The sequence below is a fragment of the Pseudomonas sp. stari2 genome (genome assembly GCF_040760005.1).
GTDB lineage: Bacteria > Pseudomonadota > Gammaproteobacteria > Pseudomonadales > Pseudomonadaceae > Aquipseudomonas.
The window spans coordinates 3,243,532-3,262,236 of sequence record NZ_CP099760.1 but is presented as its reverse complement, the minus strand read 5'-3'; the positions used below and the strand labels follow the sequence as shown (position 1 = coordinate 3,262,236).

18 protein-coding genes are annotated in these 18,705 nt (G+C 61.3%); 7 read left to right on the top strand and 11 right to left on the bottom strand.

The features are described from left to right. Positions 1-15 precede the first annotated feature (15 nt). From NH234_RS14710 to NH234_RS14685, 6 genes are all read right to left on the bottom strand, one after another. The gene (locus NH234_RS14710; protein WP_085730850.1) at positions 16-789 is read right to left on the bottom strand and encodes an enoyl-CoA hydratase; all 774 of its coding nucleotides are present in this window, start codon (positions 787-789) and stop codon (positions 16-18) included. Between the two features lie 14 nt (positions 790-803). Beyond that, a complete protein-coding gene (locus NH234_RS14705; protein WP_011334278.1) occupies positions 804-1,931 on the bottom strand; it encodes an acyl-CoA dehydrogenase in 1,128 nt (375 codons plus the stop codon). Between the two features lie 20 nt (positions 1,932-1,951). Next, on the bottom strand, positions 1,952-3,142 hold the full coding sequence (locus NH234_RS14700; protein ID WP_367253195.1) for an acetyl-CoA C-acyltransferase: 1,191 nt from the start codon (positions 3,140-3,142) through the stop codon (positions 1,952-1,954). Between the two features lie 12 nt (positions 3,143-3,154). Next, positions 3,155-3,916, bottom strand: coding sequence for an SDR family NAD(P)-dependent oxidoreductase (locus NH234_RS14695; protein WP_230731039.1), 762 nt, complete (start codon positions 3,914-3,916; stop codon positions 3,155-3,157). 16 nt (positions 3,917-3,932) lie between these two features. Next, complete coding sequence (locus tag NH234_RS14690) at positions 3,933-5,597, bottom strand: AMP-binding protein (RefSeq protein WP_367253194.1); 1,665 nt, start codon at positions 5,595-5,597, stop codon at positions 3,933-3,935. A gap of 141 nt (positions 5,598-5,738) precedes the next feature. Then, positions 5,739-6,755 carry an AraC family transcriptional regulator gene (locus NH234_RS14685; RefSeq protein WP_367253193.1) on the bottom strand — a complete coding sequence of 339 codons (1,017 nt, stop codon included), beginning with the start codon at positions 6,753-6,755 and terminating at the stop codon, positions 5,739-5,741. A 220-nt stretch (positions 6,756-6,975) separates the two neighbouring features. On the opposite strand from NH234_RS14685, the gene efeU reads away from it, so the two are divergent. Genes efeU through efeO (NH234_RS14665) form a run of 4 tightly spaced genes read left to right on the top strand, consistent with a single transcriptional unit; the run spans position 6,976 to position 11,194 of the window. Then, a complete protein-coding gene (gene efeU, locus NH234_RS14680) occupies positions 6,976-7,824 on the top strand; it encodes an iron uptake transporter permease EfeU (RefSeq protein ID WP_367253192.1) in 849 nt (282 codons plus the stop codon). A gap of 8 nt (positions 7,825-7,832) precedes the next feature. Further along, a complete protein-coding gene (gene efeO, locus NH234_RS14675; RefSeq protein WP_367253191.1) occupies positions 7,833-9,032 on the top strand; it encodes an iron uptake system protein EfeO in 1,200 nt (399 codons plus the stop codon). Positions 9,033-9,049: 17 nt separating this feature from the next. Continuing rightward, positions 9,050-10,348, top strand: a complete 1,299-nt coding sequence (gene efeB / locus NH234_RS14670; protein WP_085730843.1) for an iron uptake transporter deferrochelatase/peroxidase subunit — start codon at positions 9,050-9,052, stop codon at positions 10,346-10,348. 21 nt (positions 10,349-10,369) lie between these two features. Then, positions 10,370-11,194, top strand: a complete 825-nt coding sequence (efeO, locus tag NH234_RS14665) for an iron uptake system protein EfeO (RefSeq protein ID WP_367253190.1) — start codon at positions 10,370-10,372, stop codon at positions 11,192-11,194. A gap of 63 nt (positions 11,195-11,257) precedes the next feature. Here the strand turns inward: efeO (NH234_RS14665) and pssA are convergent, their stop codons facing one another. Then, complete coding sequence (gene pssA / locus NH234_RS14660) at positions 11,258-12,601, bottom strand: CDP-diacylglycerol--serine O-phosphatidyltransferase (RefSeq protein WP_367253189.1); 1,344 nt, start codon at positions 12,599-12,601, stop codon at positions 11,258-11,260. 206 nt (positions 12,602-12,807) lie between these two features. Between pssA and NH234_RS14655 the strand changes: the two genes are divergently transcribed. Both NH234_RS14655 and NH234_RS14650 read left to right on the top strand, forming a co-directional pair. After that, positions 12,808-13,374, top strand: a complete 567-nt coding sequence (locus NH234_RS14655) for a TetR/AcrR family transcriptional regulator (protein WP_085730840.1) — start codon at positions 12,808-12,810, stop codon at positions 13,372-13,374. A gap of 52 nt (positions 13,375-13,426) precedes the next feature. After that, entirely contained in the window at positions 13,427-13,906 is a 480-nt protein-coding gene (locus NH234_RS14650; protein ID WP_085709991.1) for a nuclear transport factor 2 family protein, read from the top strand. Between the two features lie 39 nt (positions 13,907-13,945). On the opposite strand, the gene sfnG is transcribed toward NH234_RS14650, so the two are convergent. Further along, entirely contained in the window at positions 13,946-15,040 is a 1,095-nt protein-coding gene (gene sfnG / locus NH234_RS14645) for a dimethylsulfone monooxygenase SfnG (RefSeq protein ID WP_367253188.1), read from the bottom strand. A 256-nt stretch (positions 15,041-15,296) separates the two neighbouring features. On the opposite strand from sfnG, the gene NH234_RS14640 reads away from it, so the two are divergent. Then, on the top strand, positions 15,297-16,076 hold the full coding sequence (locus NH234_RS14640; protein ID WP_367253187.1) for a TSUP family transporter: 780 nt from the start codon (positions 15,297-15,299) through the stop codon (positions 16,074-16,076). Here the strand turns inward: NH234_RS14640 and nudC are convergent. The 3 genes from nudC to NH234_RS14625 form a co-directional block, all read right to left on the bottom strand. Next, complete coding sequence (nudC, locus tag NH234_RS14635; RefSeq protein ID WP_367253186.1) at positions 16,044-16,874, bottom strand: NAD(+) diphosphatase; 831 nt, start codon at positions 16,872-16,874, stop codon at positions 16,044-16,046. The genes NH234_RS14640 and nudC overlap by 33 nt on opposite strands. A gap of 6 nt (positions 16,875-16,880) precedes the next feature. Further along, positions 16,881-17,693 (bottom strand): crotonase/enoyl-CoA hydratase family protein, encoded by an 813-nt coding sequence (locus NH234_RS14630; RefSeq protein WP_367253185.1) that lies wholly within the window; start codon positions 17,691-17,693, stop codon positions 16,881-16,883. 82 nt (positions 17,694-17,775) lie between these two features. Further along, positions 17,776-18,549: a class I SAM-dependent methyltransferase gene (locus NH234_RS14625; protein ID WP_085730835.1), complete on the bottom strand. Its 774-nt coding sequence runs from the start codon at positions 18,547-18,549 to the stop codon at positions 17,776-17,778. Between the last annotated feature and the right edge of the window lie 156 nt (positions 18,550-18,705).

The window sequence follows — 18,705 nt, the reverse complement described above, 5'->3', positions numbered from 1 at the left end:
TGGGGGCGAACGCCATTACTTGCCTTGGAACTCCGGCGACCGCTTGGCCACAAACGCTGCCATCCCTTCCTTCTGATCCTGCGTCGCAAACGCCGCATGGAACACCCGGCGCTCGAAACGCACGCCTTCAGTCAGGTTCACTTCGAACGCGCGATTGACGCTTTCCTTGACCATCATCGCAATCGGCAGCGACTTGCTGGCGATCACCGCCGCGACTTTCAGCGCCTCATCCAGCAACTCGTCGCTCGGCACGATCCGCGCAACGATGCCACAACGCTCGGCCTCCACCGCGTCGATCAAACGCCCGCTCAGGCACATTTCCATGGCCTTGGCCTTGCCCACGGCGCGGGTCAGGCGCTGGGTGCCGCCCATGCCCGGCAGCACGCCAAGGTTGATTTCCGGTTGGCCGAATTTGGCGTTGTCACCGGCCAGGATGAAGTCGCACATCAGCGCCAGTTCACAGCCGCCGCCGAGGGCAAAGCCGTTGACGGCAGCGATGATCGGCTTGCGGCGGTTGGCCACGCGGTCGCTGTCGCTGAACAGGTCGTCCATGTAGATCTGCGGGTAGGTCAGATCAGCCATTTCCTTGATGTCAGCGCCGGCGGCGAAGGCTTTCTTGGAACCGGTGATGACGATGCAGCCGATGTTCGCGTCGGCTTCCAGGCCGTCGAGGGCGCGGTTCACTTCGCTGACCAGTTGCGCGTTGAGGGCATTCAGCGCCTGCGGACGGTTCAAGGTGATGACGCCGACGCGGCCATGGGTTTCCAGCAAAATCGTTTCGTAACTCATGTGCAGATTCCTTCTCAAAGATTGCGCGAAATGACCATGCGCTGAATGTCGCTGGTGCCTTCGTAGATCTGGCAGACCCGCACGTCGCGGTAGATGCGCTCCAGCGGGAAGTCGTTGAGGTAACCGTAACCGCCGAGGGTTTGCAAGGCCATGGAGCAGACCTTCTCGGCCATTTCCGAGGCGAACAATTTGGCCATCGACGCCTCGACCAGCGCCGGCTGGCCGCTGTCGCGCAGAGCGGCGGCGTAATGCACCATCTGCCGCGCCACGGCGATCTGAGTGGCCATGTCCGCGAGGCGGAAAGCCACGGCCTGATGCTCGATGATCGGCTTGCCGAAGGTATCACGTTCACGGGCGTAATCACGAGCTGCTTCGAACGCGGCGCGGGCCATGCCCACCGATTGCGAAGCAATGCCGACACGGCCGCCTTCAAGGTTGGCCAGGGCGATTTTGTAACCCTCGCCCTCCTCGCCCAAACGGTTGGCCACTGGCACTTTCACGTCTTCGAACAGAATCTGACAGGTGTCCGAAGCGTGCTGGCCGAGCTTGTCTTCAACCCGGGCGACTTTGTAGCCCGGCGAGTCGGTCGGCACGATGAACGCGCTGATCCCGCGCTTGCCGGCACTTGGATCGGTGACCGCAAACACGATCACGATTCCGGCGTTCTGCCCGGAGGTGATGAACTGTTTGCAGCCGTTGAGCACGTAGTGATCGCCTTCAAGGCGTGCGCGGGTTTTCAGGCTGCTGGCGTCGGAACCGGCCTGCGGTTCGGTCAGGGCAAATGCACCGAGCATCTCGCCGCTGGCCAGTGGTTTGAGGAAACGTTCGCGCTGGTCGTCGTTGCCAAACTTGAGGATCGGCACACAACCCACCGAGTTGTGCACGCTCATGATCGTCGAGCAGGCGCCGTCGCCGGCGGCGATCTCTTCCAGGGCCATGGCGTAGGCCAGGTAACCGGTGTCGCAACCGCCCCACTGCTCCGGCACCAGCATGCCGAAGAAGCCCAGCCCGGCCATTTCGCCGATGGCTTCTTTCGGAAAGCGGTGTTCGCGATCCCACTCGGCGGCGAACGGTTTCAGCCGTTCCTCGGCAAATTGCCGAGCCATGTCGCGGATTTGTTGTTGGTCGTCATTGGGAATCATGGCAAATCCTTAACTCGGGTTCAGACGCACTCGACAGCCATCGCCGTGGCTTCGCCGCCGCCGATGCAGATCGCCGCGACGCCGCGTTTCAGGCCTTTCTGGCGCAGGGCCGAGAGCAAGGTCACCAGAATGCGCGCGCCGGAGGCCCCGATCGGGTGGCCCAGGGCGCAGGCACCGCCGTGGATGTTGAGTTTGTCGTGTGGAATGTCCAGGTGCTTCATCGCCGCCATGCCGACCACAGCGAAGGCTTCGTTGACTTCGAACAAGTCGACCTGATCCAGCGACCAGCCGGTTTTCTTCATCAGTTTCTTGATCGCGCCAATCGGTGCCACCGGGAACAGGCCCGGGGTGTCGGCGAAGGCCGCGTGACCATGAATCACCGCCAGCGGTTTCAGACCCTGTTTCTGCGCTTGCGACTGGCGCATCAGCACTAGCGCGGCGGCGCCGTCGGAGATCGAGCTGGAGTTGGCTGCGGTTACGGTGCCGCCCTCGCGGAACGCCGGTTTCAGCGAAGCGATCTTGTCCAGTTTGGCTTTTGGCGGCTGCTCGTCGTTGCTGATGACCACTTGTTCTTTGCCGACGGTCACGGTCAGCGGAACGATTTCGTCCTTGAAGCTGCCGTCCTTGATCGCCTGTTGGGCGCGGGTGGTCGAGGCGATGGCGAAAGCGTCTTGAGCCTCACGACTGAAGTCGTTGGTTTCAGCGCAATCTTCGGCGAAGGTGCCCATCAGCCGGCCCTTGTCGTAAGCGTCTTCGAGGCCGTCGAGGAACATCGAGTCCAGCACCCGGCCGTGGCCCATGCGGTAACCGGCGCGGGCGCGGTCCAGCAGGTACGGCGCGTTGGACATGCTTTCCATGCCGCCGGCGATCACCACATCGGCGCTGCCGGCCAGCAGCATGTCGTGGGCCAGGATGGTGGTTTCCATGCCCGAGCCGCACATCTTGTTGACGGTGGTGCAGCGAGTGGATTTGTCCAGCCCGGCGCCCAGTGCGGCCTGACGCGCAGGCGCCTGGCCGAGACCGGCCGGCAGCACGCAGCCGAACAACACTTCATCGACTGCATCGGAGGCGACACCGGCGCGTTCGACCGCAGCCTTGATTGCAGCGGCGCCTAGTTGCGGCGCGGTCAGGCTTTTCAGTTCGCCCTGAAAACCGCCCATCGGGGTGCGGACGGCGCTGACGATGACAATCGGATCGTTGGAGATGGTCATGAGAAATCCTCCTTACTTGGCGGCCATGCGCAAGGCGCCGTCGAGACGGATCACCTCGCCGTTGAGCATGCTGTTTTCAATGATATGCCGCACCAGCGCAGCGTACTCGGCAGGCTTGCCCAGACGCGGCGGGAACGGTACACCGGCGGCCAGCGAATCGCGCACTTCCGGGGTCATGCCAGCCATCATCGGGGTTTCGAAAATGCCCGGGGCAATGGTCATCACGCGGATGCCGAAGCGCGCCAGTTCCCGGGCGGCAGGCAGGGTCAGGCTGGCGATGGCGCCTTTGGACGCGGAGTACGCGGCCTGGCCAATCTGGCCGTCGAACGCAGCGACCGATGCAGTGTTGATAATCACGCCACGCTCGCCGTCAGCGTTGGCCTCGCTTTCGGCAATCGCTGCCGCTGCGAGGCGCAGCATGTTGAAGCTGCCGATCAGGTTGACGTTGATCACCTGAGCGAAACTGGACAAGGTGTGCGGGCCGTTTTTGCCGAGGATCTTCTCGCCGCGAACGATTCCGGCACAGTTCACCAGCCCGTTGAGGCTGCCAAAGGCTTTAACGGTCGCCTGCACGGCGGCTTCGGCGGCGGCTTCGTTGCTGATATCGGCTACCACGCTCTGCGCACCAAGGCGCTGGGCCTGGGCGGCAACGGCGTCGGCATTCATGTCCACCAGCATCACTTTGGCGCCGGCGCTCACCAGTAACTCAGCGGTGGCGGCACCCAGGCCGGATGCGCCGCCGGTGACGATAAAAACCTTGTTCTCGATCTGCATGATTGTTTCCTTGGAATCAAGCTGAAACGTTGTGCGCCGCGGCCTCTTGAGCCTTGGCGATTTCCTGGTTGCGCAAGATAAAGCGCTGCAATTTGCCGCTCGGGGTTTTCGGCAACTCGCTGACAAATTCGATTTCACGGGGATACGAATGCGCGGCCAGACGCTTGCGCACGTGTTGGCGCAACTCTTCGGCCAGCGCAGGTTCCGCGCGGTATTGCGGGTTGAGCACGACGAAGGCTTTGACCAGTTCGGTGCGCTCAGGATCGGGTTTGCCGACAACCGCCGCTTCGACCACTGCCGGGTGTTCGATCAAGGCGCTTTCCACGTCGAACGGGCCGACCCGGTAGCCGGACGTGGTGATGACATCATCGCTGCGACCGACGAAGCTGATGCTGCCGTCCGGGTTCCACTCGACGGTGTCGCCGCTCAGGTAGTAATCGCCGACGAAGGCCTTGGTCGGCGCGCCTTCGTAACCGGCGAACCAGCACATCGGCGACTGTGTGCGGTCGATGGCGAGGATCCCGGGCTGACCGACGCCGAGTTCGTTGTACTGATCGTCGAGCACCACGATGCGATGGCCCGGCGAAGCAAACCCGGCGGCGCCGAGGTGGATCGGGTGTTCGAGGCCGTGGTGGTTGCACAGGACCATACCCAGTTCAGTCTGGCCGTAGTGATCGTGAATGACCACGTCGAGGTTGTCGGCGAACCAACGGATCACTTCCGGGTTCAACGGCTCGCCGGCGCTGCTGACGATCCGCAGCTTGCCCTTGATCGACTTGGCGAACTCGTCGCCGCCGGCAATCAGCAGGCGATACGCCGTGGGCGAACCGGTGAGGTTGGTGATGCCGTACTTGTTGATCACCCGGCACGTGCTTTCGAGGGTGAACGGGCCATCGTAGAAGGTGATCGGGTGGCCCATCGACAACGGGCCGGTGACACCGAAATAAATGCCGTAGGCCCAGCCTGGATCGGCGACGTTCCAGAACGCATCTTCCGGGCGCAGATCCACGGCATCACGGGTGTAGCTCTGAAACGCCACGACTGCCTTGAGCGGCACCGACAGCGCTTTCGACGGGCCGGTGGTGCCCGAGGTGAACATCAGCAGGAACGGGTCTTCGCCGGTCAGCATCACCGGTTCGCAGACATTGGAATGGTTGGGTAGCTCGGCCCAGAAACTGAAGTCGCCACGGACGATGCCCTGGCCTTTCGGGCCACCGACGGTAACCAGTGTCGGGCAATCGGCGACTTCGCTGAGCTTCGGCCGGTTGACAGCGTCGGTCACCACGACTTTGGCACCGGAGCTGTTCAGGCGATGTTCGAGGGCTTTGGGGCCGAACGCGGTGAACAGTGGTTGATACACCGCACCGATGCGCCAAGTGGCGAATACGGTGATGAGCAATTCGATATTGCGCGGCAACAGGCCGGCGACTTTGTCGCCCCTCTTCACGCCTTGGGCAAGCAGGAAATTGGCGAAACGCGCGGCCTTGTCCTGCAGATCACTGAAGGTGTAAGTCGCACTGGCGCCATCGCGCCCCTCCCAGAACAGCGCGATGCGCCCCGGCAAGGCGTGACGGTCACAACATTCGACGCAAGCGTTGAGCGCCTCGAGCGAGCCGCTGAGTGCGGCGTCCACGGTGTGCTGATAATCAAACTGCTGGGTGGCAGACAAGTAATCGCGCATTGCCAGAATCCCTCTGTGTTTTTATTAGGTTGGGGAACCGTAAACAACAGAGGAATACTCGCGCCATGCGGGGTGCGGGGCAATGGCCAAAGCCATCAAGATGGATGACTGGTTTGGCCAAGGTTTGTGTCGAATCGAGGATCAGACCGCTTCGTTCAGGATCAGGCTGCGGTAATGCCCCGGATTGGTCCCCGACCACTTGCGAAACGCCTTGTAGAACGAGCTCGCATCGGCAAACCCCAGCCGCGTGGCGATCTCGGCAAAACTGATCGAAGGCTCCGCCAGCCAGGTGATCGCCAGTTCCTTGCGTACGCTGTCCTTCAAACCCTGATAGGTCTGCCCTTCTTCGGACAGACGCCGGCGCAGGGTCGAGGCCGACATGCACAGTTGCTGGGCCAGGGCTTCGGTTTCCGGCCATTGATCGGCGGGCAACTGACGCAGATCTTGCTTGATCCGGCTGGCGAGGCTTTCCGGATCGCGGTACTTCACCAGAATGTTGGCCGGCGCATGGGCCAGAAAGCGTTTCAACTCCTCGGCGCTGCGCTTGATCGGCAGATCCAGCACGTCGGCGGCGAAGATCATCCGCGTACGCGGCCGGTCGAAGCGCAGGTTCTCCGAAAACATCACCCGATAGTCATCACAGAAGTCCGGCGCCGGGCAGCGCAGTTCGATGGCGAGAATCGGAATCCGCCGCCCCGCCAGCCAGCACGCCACGCCGTGGACGATCATCCAGTAAGTGAAATAGGTGAAGGCGCGGCGCGGTTCCGGATCTTCTTCCAGAAGCACGATCTCCGCCAGACTCTGCTGGTGCACCAGTTGCGCCGGCATGCGTTCGAGCATCAACGACAGGAAACTCAACCCCGCGCTCAGCCCCGCCGCCAGATTCGGCTGGGCCATCGCACTGCGGCAGAGGAATTCCAGGCTGCCGGACTTCAGCTTGCGCGGGTCCATGCCAAAGAACTCGTCATCGCCGCGCCGCGCCAGCAGTCGCCACAACCGTGCGTACTGGCCGGCCGGGACGCGGGCGTCATCGGTGAGCAGCAGCACCGGATCGATGCCGACCTTGTTCAAGACTTCTTCCGTGGCCACGCCCGGGGCACAACTTTGCTGCAGTGCTTCACGCACCAGTTGAATGGCGATGGTGTCTTTTTCCGACATGGATCGAGGCAAATCCTGTTGTTGTTCGGGTGGCAGGCATCTTAACGCAGCTGCCCTGGCACGGCTCGCTCCATCCAGGAATGTCCGTTGCGTATTTGAGAATGGTTGATCTTCAAGCCTGTTCAGCTACCGTTCAGGTAAATGTCAATGAGTAGCATGTGAGAATGACTTTCATTATGTTACAACTTGTAACCTCATTTCGTTACACAGTGGATGCCGAATGCTCGTTCCCTTTCTGATCATGCTGCGTGAAGGCATTGAAGCCGCGCTGATCGTTGGCATTATCGCCAGCTACCTGCAACAGACCGGCCGTGGCCAATGGATGCCGGCCGTGTGGATCGGCGTGTTTCTCGCTGCTGCGCTGGCGTTGCTGGTCGGTGGTGGCCTGGAACTGGTCAGCGCCGAATTCCCGCAGAAACAGCAGGAGCTGTTCGAAGGCGTGGTCGGCCTTGTGGCCGTGGGGATTCTCAGTTCCATGGTGTTCTGGATGCGCAAGGTCGCGCGTTCAATCAAGCATTCGCTGCAGGCGTCCCTCGATCATGCGCTGACCGCATCGAAGCATCAGGTCATCGCACTGATCGCCATGGTGTTTTTCGCCGTTGCCCGGGAAGGCCTGGAAACGGTGTTCTTCCTGCTCGCCGTGTTCCAGCAAAGCGAAGGACCGGGCGCGCCGATCGGCGCCCTGCTCGGCCTGATCCTGGCCATCGTCGTCGGCTTCCTGATCTACAGCGGCAGCATGCGCCTGAATCTGTCGGCGTTCTTCCGCTGGACCGGGCTGTTCATCCTAGTGGTCGCCGCCGGCATCCTCTCCAACTCGGTGCAGGCACTGCATGAAGCCGGCGTCTGGAATCACCTGCAAACCGTGCTCTTCGACTTCAGCGCGACGCTGCCGATGGACGGCCCGCTGGGCTCGGTGCTGGCCGGCATGTTCGGTTATCAGGATGCACCGACCGTCAGCACCCTCGGCGCGTACCTGATCTATCTGGTGGTGGCGCTGGTGATGTTCTTCTATCCGTCCTCCACCCCGGCGCCCAAAGCCGCCGCCTCGAATTCCGTTTCCAGCCAATAAGGGCCTCCATGTCAAAGCCTAATATCCCTCAGGCCTCCCCTCCCCGCGCCTTGCGCTGGGCGGTGGCCGGTTCGGTGGTCGTGATGATCGCCGCCGGTGGCCTGTTCTACTACGCCTCGAAAATGGCTGCGGCCAAGCGTCAGCACAACCATGACGAAGTGGTGGTCAACATCCACCCCGGCAGTTGCGAACCGAACGAGCTGAGCGTACCTGCGGGCCGCGCCAGTTTCCGCATCGTCAACCGCTCCGACCGGGCGGTTGAATGGGAAATTCTCGACGGCGTGCTGGTGATCGAAGAACGCGAAAACATCGCGCCGGGCCTTAGCCAGGTAATCAACGCCAACCTGCAACCCGGCGACTACGCCATCACCTGCGGCCTGCTGAGCAACCCGCGCGGCGTGCTGCATGTAACGCCAACCGCTGCCTCGGATGCTGCCGCCAAGGCCAAGCCATCGATGGTCGCTTTCGTCGGGCCGCTGTCGGAATTCCGCGTGTATCTGGCCACCCAGAGCAGCGCGCTGATCAGAGCCGTCACGGCGCTGAATCAGGCAATCACCAGCGGTGATCTGGCTCAGGCCCAAGCGGCGTACCTGCCGGCCCGCGCGGCGTATCAGCGTCTGGCCCCGGCCGCACAACGCCTGGCGGAACTGGACAACAGCATCAACGCCCGCGCCGATTACTTTGAAAAACGCGAACAGGACCCGGCCTTCGTCGGCTTCCATCGCATCGAGTACGCGCTGTTCCAGCAACGCGATCTCGACGGTTTGTCGCCGATTGCCGAACGCCTGCTGGGCGACGTCACCACGCTGAAACAACAGTTGCTGGCCCAATCGCTGCCGCCGGAGCAACTGGTGGAAATCCTCGTGCGCAACCTCAACACCCTGGCCGACGTGCGCGCTGCGAGCGGCGAAGAGGAACGCTACAGCCACGGCGACCTCAACGGTTTTGCGGCGAACCTGGAGACGGCGCACAAAGTCGTCGAGCTGCTGCGGCCACTGCTGACGAAATCCGCCGCCGACCTGCTGCCGAAAATCGACAGCGCGCTGACTGATTTCGATACCACGCTGAACGGTTTCAAGGTCAAGGACGGCTACGCGAGTTACGACACCGTCAGCGGTGAACAACGCAAACAGATCGCCGACAAGGCCAAGGCTCTGGCCGATGCCCTCGACGCCATCGATCCCGCCCTCGGCCTCTCCGGCCTGTAAGTAGAAGACGAATACCGATGAACGATTCCGAACACTTCAACCTGCAACGCCGTCGCGTACTGATGGGCATGGGCGCCGCCGGCGTCGCTCTGGCCGGTACCGCCCTGAGCTGCCCGGCCATGGCAGCCGCCCCTGCGCAGGTGACCGAAGCGCCGAGCAGTGACAAGACCCAGGATCACCATGATTTTCATGGTGTGCACCAGACCGGCATCGTCACCCCGCGCCCGGCGTCCGGCATGCTGGTGTCGTTCGATGTGCTGGCCAGCGACCGTGAAGATCTCGAACGCCTGTTCCGCACCCTCAACGAGCGCATCGCGTTCCTGATGAAGGGCGGCCCGGTGGCGCAGATCGACCCGAAATTGCCACCGCCGGATTCCGGCATCCTCGGCCCGGTGGTCACCCCGGACAACCTCACTATCACGGTGTCCGTGGGCGAGTCGCTGTTCGACGAGCGCTTCGGCCTCGCCGCCGCCAAGCCCAAGCGCCTGATCCGCATGGTCGGCTTCCCCAACGATGCGCTGGAAGCCGACTGCTGCCACGGCGACTTGAGCCTGCAGTTCTGCTCCAACACCGCCGACACCAACATCCACGCCCTGCGCGATATCGTGAAGAACCTGCCGGACCTGCTGCTGGTGCGCTGGAAGCAGGAAGGCAGCGTGCCGCCGCAAGCCCCGGCCAAACCCGGTGTGCCGGCGCAATCGGCGCGTAACTTCCTGGGTTTCCGTGACGGTTCGGCCAACCCGGATTCCAACGACGGCAAAGCCATGGATCGCATCGTCTGGGTGCAACCGGGCAGCGACGAGCCGGCCTGGGCGGCACACGGCAGCTATCAGGCGGTGCGGATCATCCGCAACTTCGTCGAACGCTGGGACCGCACGCCATTGCAGGAACAGGAGAGCATCATCGGCCGGGTCAAAACCACCGGCGCACCGATGGGCGCCAGCCATGAGACCGAAGTCCCGGACTACAGCAAGGACCCGGAAGGCAAGCTGACCAAGCTCGACGCGCACATCCGCCTGGCCAACCCGCGCACCGCTGAAAGCCAGGCCAACTTGATCCTGCGCCGGCCGTTCAACTATTCCAACGGCGTGAACAAGAACGGCCAACTCGACATGGGCCTGCTGTTCATCTGCTACCAGGCCGACCTGGAAAAAGGCTTCATCACCGTGCAAACCCGCCTCAATGGCGAGCCGCTGGAGGAATACCTCAAGCCGGTCGGCGGCGGTTACTTCTTCACCCTGCCGGGTGTTACGGGCGACAAGGATTTCATCGGTCGCTCGCTGCTCAACGCTACCCAACCAAAAACAACTGCATAGCATTCAACAGGAGCCGCCCCCATGAAAAAGACGCCCATCGCGTTATTGCTGACCCTTGGTCTACTCAACACCCCGCTGTCGGCGTTCGCGGCGACTGCACCGCTGGATCTGGTCGGGCCGGTTTCGGACTACAAGATCTACGTCACCGAGCAACTGGACCAACTGGGCACCCACACCAAACAATTCACCGACGCCGTGAAAAAGGGCGACCTGTCGACCGCGCAGAAGCTCTATGCACCAACCCGCGTCTACTACGAGTCGATCGAGCCGATTGCCGAGCTGTTCAGTGACCTCGATGCGTCCATCGACTCCCGCGTCGACGACCACGAAAAAGGCGTGAAGGCTGAAGACTTTACCGGTTTCCACCGCCTCGAGTACTCGCTGTTCTCGGAGAAGAGCACCCAGGGTCTGAACGATCTGGCCGACAAACTGGATAAAGACGTGCAGGACCTGCAGACCCGCGTCGCCGGCCTGACCTTCCCGCCCGAGAAAGTCGTGGGCGGTGCTGCCGCACTGCTGGAAGAAGTCGCCGCCACCAAGATTTCCGGTGAAGAAGACCGCTACAGCCACACCGATCTCTATGACTTCCAGGGCAACATCGATGGCGCGAAGAAAATCGTCGACCTGTTCCGTCCGCAGATAGAGAAGCAGGACAAGGCCTTCGTTGTCAAAGTCGACAAGAACTTCGCCACCGTGGACAAGGTCCTGGCCAAGTACAAGACCAAGGACGGTGGTTTCGAGACCTATGACAAAGTGAAGGAAAACGACCGCAAGGCGCTGGTTGGGCCAGTCAATACCCTGGCAGAAGACCTGTCGACCTTGCGTGGCAAGCTCGGCCTGAACTGAGTTCTGCGCATAAAAATCCCCCGGACGCGTTTGGCGCGTTCGGGGGATTTTTGTTTTCCGCCGTTACAGAATCCGGTACAGCAACCGCTCGACCCGCACCCGGCTCACGCGCTTGAGGAACTTGGCCACCCCGGCCGGGTAATCCGGCAAGGCTTCCAAGTCCTGGAATCGCCCGATCCGCGTGGTGTGTTCGAAGATGTTTTCCAGCTCCAGACGACGCGGCTCCAGCCACTCGCCTTTCGGGTCGTCGATCAGCAGGGCGTTTTCCAGATCGAGACGGAACGCCCGCGGATTAAGGTTGTTGCCGGTCAGCAAGGTGTAGCGCTGGTCGATCCACATGCCCTTGAGGTGATAGCTGTTGTCGCCTTCACGCCACAGGTGCAGGTTCAACTGACCGTTGTCGATATTGCGCTGATGCCGCTTGGCGAAACGGCGCAGGCTGATCTCGTACAGGTACGGCAGCGCGGCGATTACCTTGAACGGCTCGGTCGGCGGAATGTAGAAGTCGTTGGCGGTCTTGTCGCCGACCACTATGTCGATCTTCACGCCGCGTGCCAGCGCTCGGTTGATCTCGCGGATCACCCCCAGCGGCAGGTTGAAGTACGGCGTGCAGATGGTCAGTTGCTTCTGGGCGCTGGCGATCAGCTCCAGAATCACCCGGTTCAGCGGATTGTTCTTGCCCACGCCGAGCAACGGGCTGACCGACAGGCCGGTATGCGCCGTGCTGCCGGCGCTGGTGTCATACGCCGCGTATTTGAGACGGCTGCGCAGATCGCCGATGTCGTTGCGCAGGCTGCGGGTGGTCGGCAGGTTCGGCAGGTCGAGGCGATGTACCGCTTTGGATTCGATCAGGCCGTGCTTGACCAGATGGTGCATCGAGTCCGCCAGTTCACGGCTCTGCAACACGTGATAACGGTCGAAACGGTACTTGTCGAACTTGTGCAGGTAGACGTTGTTCAGGCTGGCGCCGCTGTAGACCACGCAATCGTCGATTACGAAGCCTTTCAGGTGCAGCACACCAAACAGCTCACGGGTCTGCACCGGCACGCCGTAGACCGGCACCACGCTCTGGTGGGTGCGGGTCATTTCCTGATACCAGGCGGCGTTGCCCGGTTGCTTGCCGGCACCGATCAAACCGCGCTGGGCGCGCAACCAGTCGACGACCACAACGATTTCAAGCTCCGGGCGCTTGAGCTTGGCGGCGTGCAAGGCATCGAGGATTTCCTGACCGGCTTCGTCGTTTTGCAGATAGAGCGCGACGAGGTAGATGCGCTGGGTCGCCTGGGCGATTTTCTCCAGCAGGCAACGACGGAACTCGGCGGCGCCGGACAGAATGGTCACGGCCTCGGCGGTCAGCGGAAAGCTGCGCAACTTGGGCAGCAGAGAGCGTTTGAAAAGCAACGGCATAGGGCTCGCAATGGGTCGAATCCGAAGAACCCGAGAGCTTACACCATCAACTCCCTCGGGTCTTGTGAGTGTCTGTAATAACTTCATCGCCCCCAGGGTCGCTCTCACAGTGGGTCGCCTTTCAAATGTGGGAGCGAGCATGCTCGCGAAAGCCATTTCAAAATAAGTGCTTGACCAAGGAGAACGATCGTTCTACTGTTTGCCACATGAACGAAATCACTAGCAACGACACGACCCGCGACATCATTCTGGATGTCACCGAAAAGTTGATCTACAAAAGTGGCATCGCTGCCACCGGGATGGATCTTCTGGTGAAAACCGCCGGTGTTTCCAGAAAGAGTATCTACCGCTACTTCGCCAGCAAGGAGGAGTTGACCGTCGCCGCCCTGCAACGCCGCGACGTGCGCTGGATGCACTGGTACAGAAGCGCCGTCGATCAGGCCGAAACCCCGGCTGATCGCCTGCTCAATCTGTTTACCGTGCTCAAGGGCTGGTTCGCCTCGGAAGGCTTCCGGGGCTGTGCCTTCATCAATACCAGCGGCGAGACCGGCGATCCGCAGGATCCGGTGCGCCAGGTCGCCAAAGACCACAAACAGAAGCTGCTCGACTACGTGTGCGAGCTGTGTACCGAACATGGTGCCGAGGACCCGCAACTGCTGGCCAGACAGTTGCTGATCCTGATTGACGGCGCCATTACCGTAGCGCTTGTGATGGGTGATCACAGTGCCGCCGATAATGCGCAATGCATGGCGCGAAAGTTATTGGACCTGTAAAGCCTCAATAAGCGACAAGTTGTTAAATCGTTAATTTGATCGGGAGACAAACATGTCTACTGCAGCCGAAGTGCGTCCGCCATTGCCACCCTTCAACCGTGAATCGGCCATTGAAAAAGTTCGCCTGGCCGAGGATGGCTGGAACTCTCGCGACCCGCAGCGCGTGTCGCTGGCCTACACCCTGGACACTAAATGGCGCAACCGCGCCGAATTCGCTAACAACCGCGAGGAAGCCAAGGCCTTCCTGACCCGCAAATGGGCCAAGGAACTGGATTACCGTCTGATCAAGGAACTCTGGGCTTACTCCGACACCCGCATCGCCGTGCGCTACGCCTACGAATGGCACGACGACTCGGGCAACTGGTTCCGTTCCTACGGCAACGAAAACTGGGAGTTCGACGAGCATGGCCTGATGTTCCAGCGTTATGCCTGCATCAACGACATGCCGATCAAGGAGAGCGAACGCAAGTTCCACTGGCCGCTGGGCCGGCGCCCGGATGATCATCCGGGGTTGTCTGAACTGGGTCTGTAATTCAACCGATCCCTCCTGCACAAAGTGCAGGAGGGATTCTCAGGCAACTTCGGCAGTCGGGACCGATTGCGTTTTGGCTTCCAGCTCCCGCACCAACGGCAACACTCGCTTGCCGAAATACTCCACCTCTTCCTGAAAGTGCAGGAACCCCGCCAACACCAGATCCACACCCACCGCTTTCAACGCCACGATCCGCTCTGCAATCTGCTGCGGCGTGCCGATCAGATTGGTCTTGAAGCCATCGTTGTACTGCACCAGATCTTCAAAGGTCGATTTCGCCCAGTTGCCCTCGCCCTCCGGCGATGCCCTGCCCGCCTGTTTCGCCGCATCCCCAAAAGCGTTCACTGCCTCGGGGTCAGCCTGATCGATGATCTGCGCCAGCACCGCTTTGGCTTCCTCTTCGGTATCACGGGCAATGACAAACGCATTCACCCCGATTTTCACCGAATGATGGTTCGCCGCCGCTTTGGCGCGAATATCGTCGACCTGGGCCTTGATGCCTTCCACGCTGTTGCCATTGGTGAAATACCAGTCCGACACCCGTGCCGCCATGTCCCGCGCCGCACGGGAGCTGCCGCCCTGGAAGATTTCCGGGCGGCCCAGCGGTTTCGGTTTGAGGCTGTAGTTGTCGAAACGATAGAAATCGCCCCGGAAGGTAAAGTTGTCCTGACTCCAGATCCCTCGCAGCGAACGGATGAACTCTTCCGAGCGACGATAGCGCTCGTCGTGCTCCAGCCAATGTTCGCCGATGGCCTGGAATTCACCCTTGAACCAGCCGCTGACGATGTTCACCGCAATCCGCCCGTTGGTGAGTTGATCGATGGTCGCCAGTTGCTTGGCCGCCAGCGCCGGTTGCCACGGGCCGGGCAGAATGGCGGCAATGACTTTGAGTTTGCTGGTGGCGGCGAGCAGCGCGTGGCTGAAGGCAACCGACTCATGCTGGAACTCGGCACCGTAGCCGGCGGTGAAGCGGATCTGGGTCAGGGCGTATTCGAAGCCCGCCGCCTCGGCCAGTTGTGCCAGTTTGCGGTTGTAGTCGATGCCCCAGTCGGTGCGTTGTTCGATCTTGCTGACCACCAGCCCACCGCTGACGTTCGGCACCCAGTAGGCAAATTTCACGGCTTGCTGACTCATTGGCGTGTCCTCGGGACAGTTGATGAAGGTGAGAGAGCTAGAGCAGCAAGCGTGCCAGCCTCTGAAGCCCGGTTTTATTAGGGTTTCAGGTAATCGGGATGCGCAGTGCGAGGGTGATTTGTTGGGTGCGTGTTGGCTGGGCAACAGTTGGGCAGTCGGTGGCCGGGCCTTATGGGTCGCCGCAACACCTGGAAATGAGTAACATGACTGCCCTCCCCGCAGCCCAGCTCTGCAACCTGCCGAATAAGCCGATTCCATGCCTTTCGAACTCAGCGTTGACCTCACCACCCTGGCCGTTCTGGCCCTTGTCGCTTTCATTGCCGGATTCATCGATGCCATCGCCGGCGGTGGCGGTCTGTTGACCACGCCTGCGCTGCTCACCGCCGGTTTGCCGCCGCATCTGGTGCTGGGCACCAACAAGTTGAGTTCGACCTTCGGTTCGGCCACCGCCAGCTTCACCTTCTACCGGCGCAAGCTGTTTCATCCCAGGCAGTGGATGCACGCCATCGTCGGCACGCTGGTCGGCGCGCTGACCGGCGCCATCGTCGCCCACTATCTGCCAGCCGAGTGGCTGAACAAGATGCTGCCGGTGATCGTCTTCGCCTGTGGCTTGTACCTGTTGTTTGGCGGCACGCCGAAGGCACCGTTGGACAGCGACGCACCGATCAAGAAGAAGTGGCAATCGGCCCAGGGCTTCGGCCTCGGTTTCTATGACGGTGTGGCAGGCCCGGGCACTGGCGCGTTCTGGACCGTCAGCAGCCTGCTGCTCTACCCGATCGATCTGGTCAAGGCCAGCGGCGTAGCGCGCAGCATGAACTTCGTCAGCAACATTGCGGCGCTGTCGGTGTTCGTGTTTTCCGGGCAGGTGGACTGGATCATCGGCCTGAGCATGGGCCTGTCGGTGATGGTCGGCGCCTTCTTCGGGGCGCGCACCGCGATCAGCGGCGGCGCCAAGTTCATTCGTCCGGTGTTCATCACCGTGGTGCTGGGGTTGACCGTGCGTCTAGCCTGGCAGCACTGGTTCAGCGTGGCCTAAGCGCCGCGCCACGTAGACGTCGATCAGGTAACGTGCAATCGATTTGGACGCCGGCAAGGGCGGCAGATCGTGCACGTTGAACCACTGGGCGTCTTCGATCTCGTCCTCCTGGCAGACAATCTCGCCACCGGCGTATTCGGCATGAAAACCCAGCATCATCGAGTGCGGGAACGGCCAGCACTGGCTGCCCATGTACTGGATGTTCTTCACTTCGATGCTGACTTCTTCGCGCACTTCGCGAATCAGGCAATCCTCGGCCGACTCTCCAGGCTCGGCAAACCCGGCCAGTGTGCTGTAGACCCCAGTGACGAAACGCGGTGAGCGCGCCAGCAGCACTTCATCTCCACGGGTCACCAGCACGATCATGCTTGGCGAAATCCGCGGATAACTGCGCAAGTCGCACGGCTGGCAATACATCGCCCGCTCCCCTGGCACCTGGGTCATGGCCTGACCGCAGTTGCCGCAGAACCGATGTTCACGGGCCCAGGTGCCGATTTGTGCAGCGTACCCCAGCACTTTGTAGACGGTGTGATCGCCATCGAGCATGAACGCCCGCAGACCTTTCCAGTTGCAACCCGGCACCTCGCTGGTACTGCGCAGTTCCAACAGGTAGACCGGCTCGCCATCAAGATGACCAATGCCGTGTTCAGCGAGAATCGACAAGTCCTGGCGCTTGAGCCATTCCCGGGGGAACAGCGCGCCGTTGTCATCGAACAGAAAACCTTCGGGGCTGCGCGCGACGGCCCAGCCGCCCGGTTGATCGGTGTCCAGTACTGCGGTGGTCCAGCGAGATGTCATGGTTTCTCAATCCAGAAATTCGGGTTTCTGTTTGCTCATATGGGCGGCCATGGCCACACGCAAGTCGGTGGATTGCAACATGGCGGCGTTCCAGGTGGCAACGTACTCCAGACCATCGTCGATACGGTGGTCGCGCATGTAGCTGATCATTTCCTTGGTGCCGGTGACCGCGATCGGCGACTTGCCGGCGATGTCCCGGGCAATGTCCATCACACCTTCGATCAGGCTGTCCTTATCGCTGTAGACGCGGTTGACCAGCCCAATGCTGCGGGCTTCGTCGGCGCCAAAGGTACGACCGGTGTAAGCCAGTTCCCGCAGCATGCCGTCACCGATGATCCGTGGCAACCGTTGCAAAGTGCCTACGTCAGCCGCCATGCCAATATCGATTTCTTTAATGGAGAATTGCGCATCCTCCGCAGCGTAGCGCATGTCGCAGGCGGCGATCAGGTCGATGGCACCGCCCAGGCAATAACCCTGAATCGCGGCGAGCACCGGTTTGCGGCATTTGTCGACGGCATTGAAAGAGGCTTGCAGGGTCAGAATCTTTTTGCGCAGCAGGCGCGCATTGCGGCCGACGTCCTTGCCCAGCTCATTGGCCACGCCGGCCAGCATCATCAGGTCGATACCCGAGGAAAAGTGTTTGCCGGCACCGCTGAGCACCACCACCCGAACTTCGTCGGTCTCGTCGATCCACTGGAACACCTCGACAATTTCGCTCCAGAACGCGGCGTTCATCGAGTTGATCTTTTCCGGACGATTGATCTGCACATGGGCGATGTTGTCGGCCAGTTCGACGCTGAAGGCGGTGTATTGAGTCATGGCAGAAATCCTTTACCGGTCTGAAAATGAGGCCTGAACTATATCAAGGCCTCAGAACGGCGGTTCGGCCAAATGCAGGACTCTAGCCGCCCTTCACCGCCACGAACGCGGCAGTCTCGTAGGGCACGGTCATCACATCCCGGCCTCGCAGTTCGGGATCGGACGCGATCAAAGCCCGCAACTGTTCATCGACCCGTGCACGCTCTGCATCTGGCAGCGCTGCGATGAAACTGGTGGAACGCACCCGATTGAAAATCACATCTTCCGGCGAGCCCGTATGGCCGTGATAAAAATGCTCGGCCTGCAACGGCCCGAACGCCGGGTGCGGGAACACCTTGCGCCACGCGCCTGTGTAGTAACGCGGCGTGTCGCCTTCCAGAGCGTTGACGATCGCATCGAGCTTGGGCACCCAGCCAACCTTGGTATCGCGCAGGTTCCAGATCAGCCCGAGTTTGCCGCCGGGCTTGAGCACCCGGGCGATTTCGTCCAGCGCCTCGGTGCTGGCGAACCAGTGAAAGGCCTGAGCGCAGACCACCGCATCAACCGAGGCGTCGGGCAGCGGCAGATCCGTCGCCATGGCGCTGACGGCCAAGACATCGGGCCAGTTGGCAGACAGTTTCTCCAGCATCTGCGCCACCGGCTCCACGGCAATCACCTGGGCACCGGTCGCCACCAATCGTCCGGTGAACTTGCCGGTGCCGGCTCCGAGGTCGATAACGGTCTTGCGGGCGTTCAGCTCCAGGGTTGTCGTCAGCCATTCGGTCACCGCCGGCGGATAGTCCGGCCGTCCTTTGACGTAGGTTTCGGCAGCGGTCTTGTAACCGGCGGCAGCGGAGTGGTGAACCTGATCTTTCATGGCGCAACTCCCAGGGTAGAACGGCGGATTGACGACAGACGCCACGAGCATAGCCCTCGTGTTTGAGCTTTCCTTGAATGGCATCTGACAAAGCAATGAATAAAACTTCACCTTGCGGTGTTCAACATCAGACATGACCCACTATGGAGCCTTGCC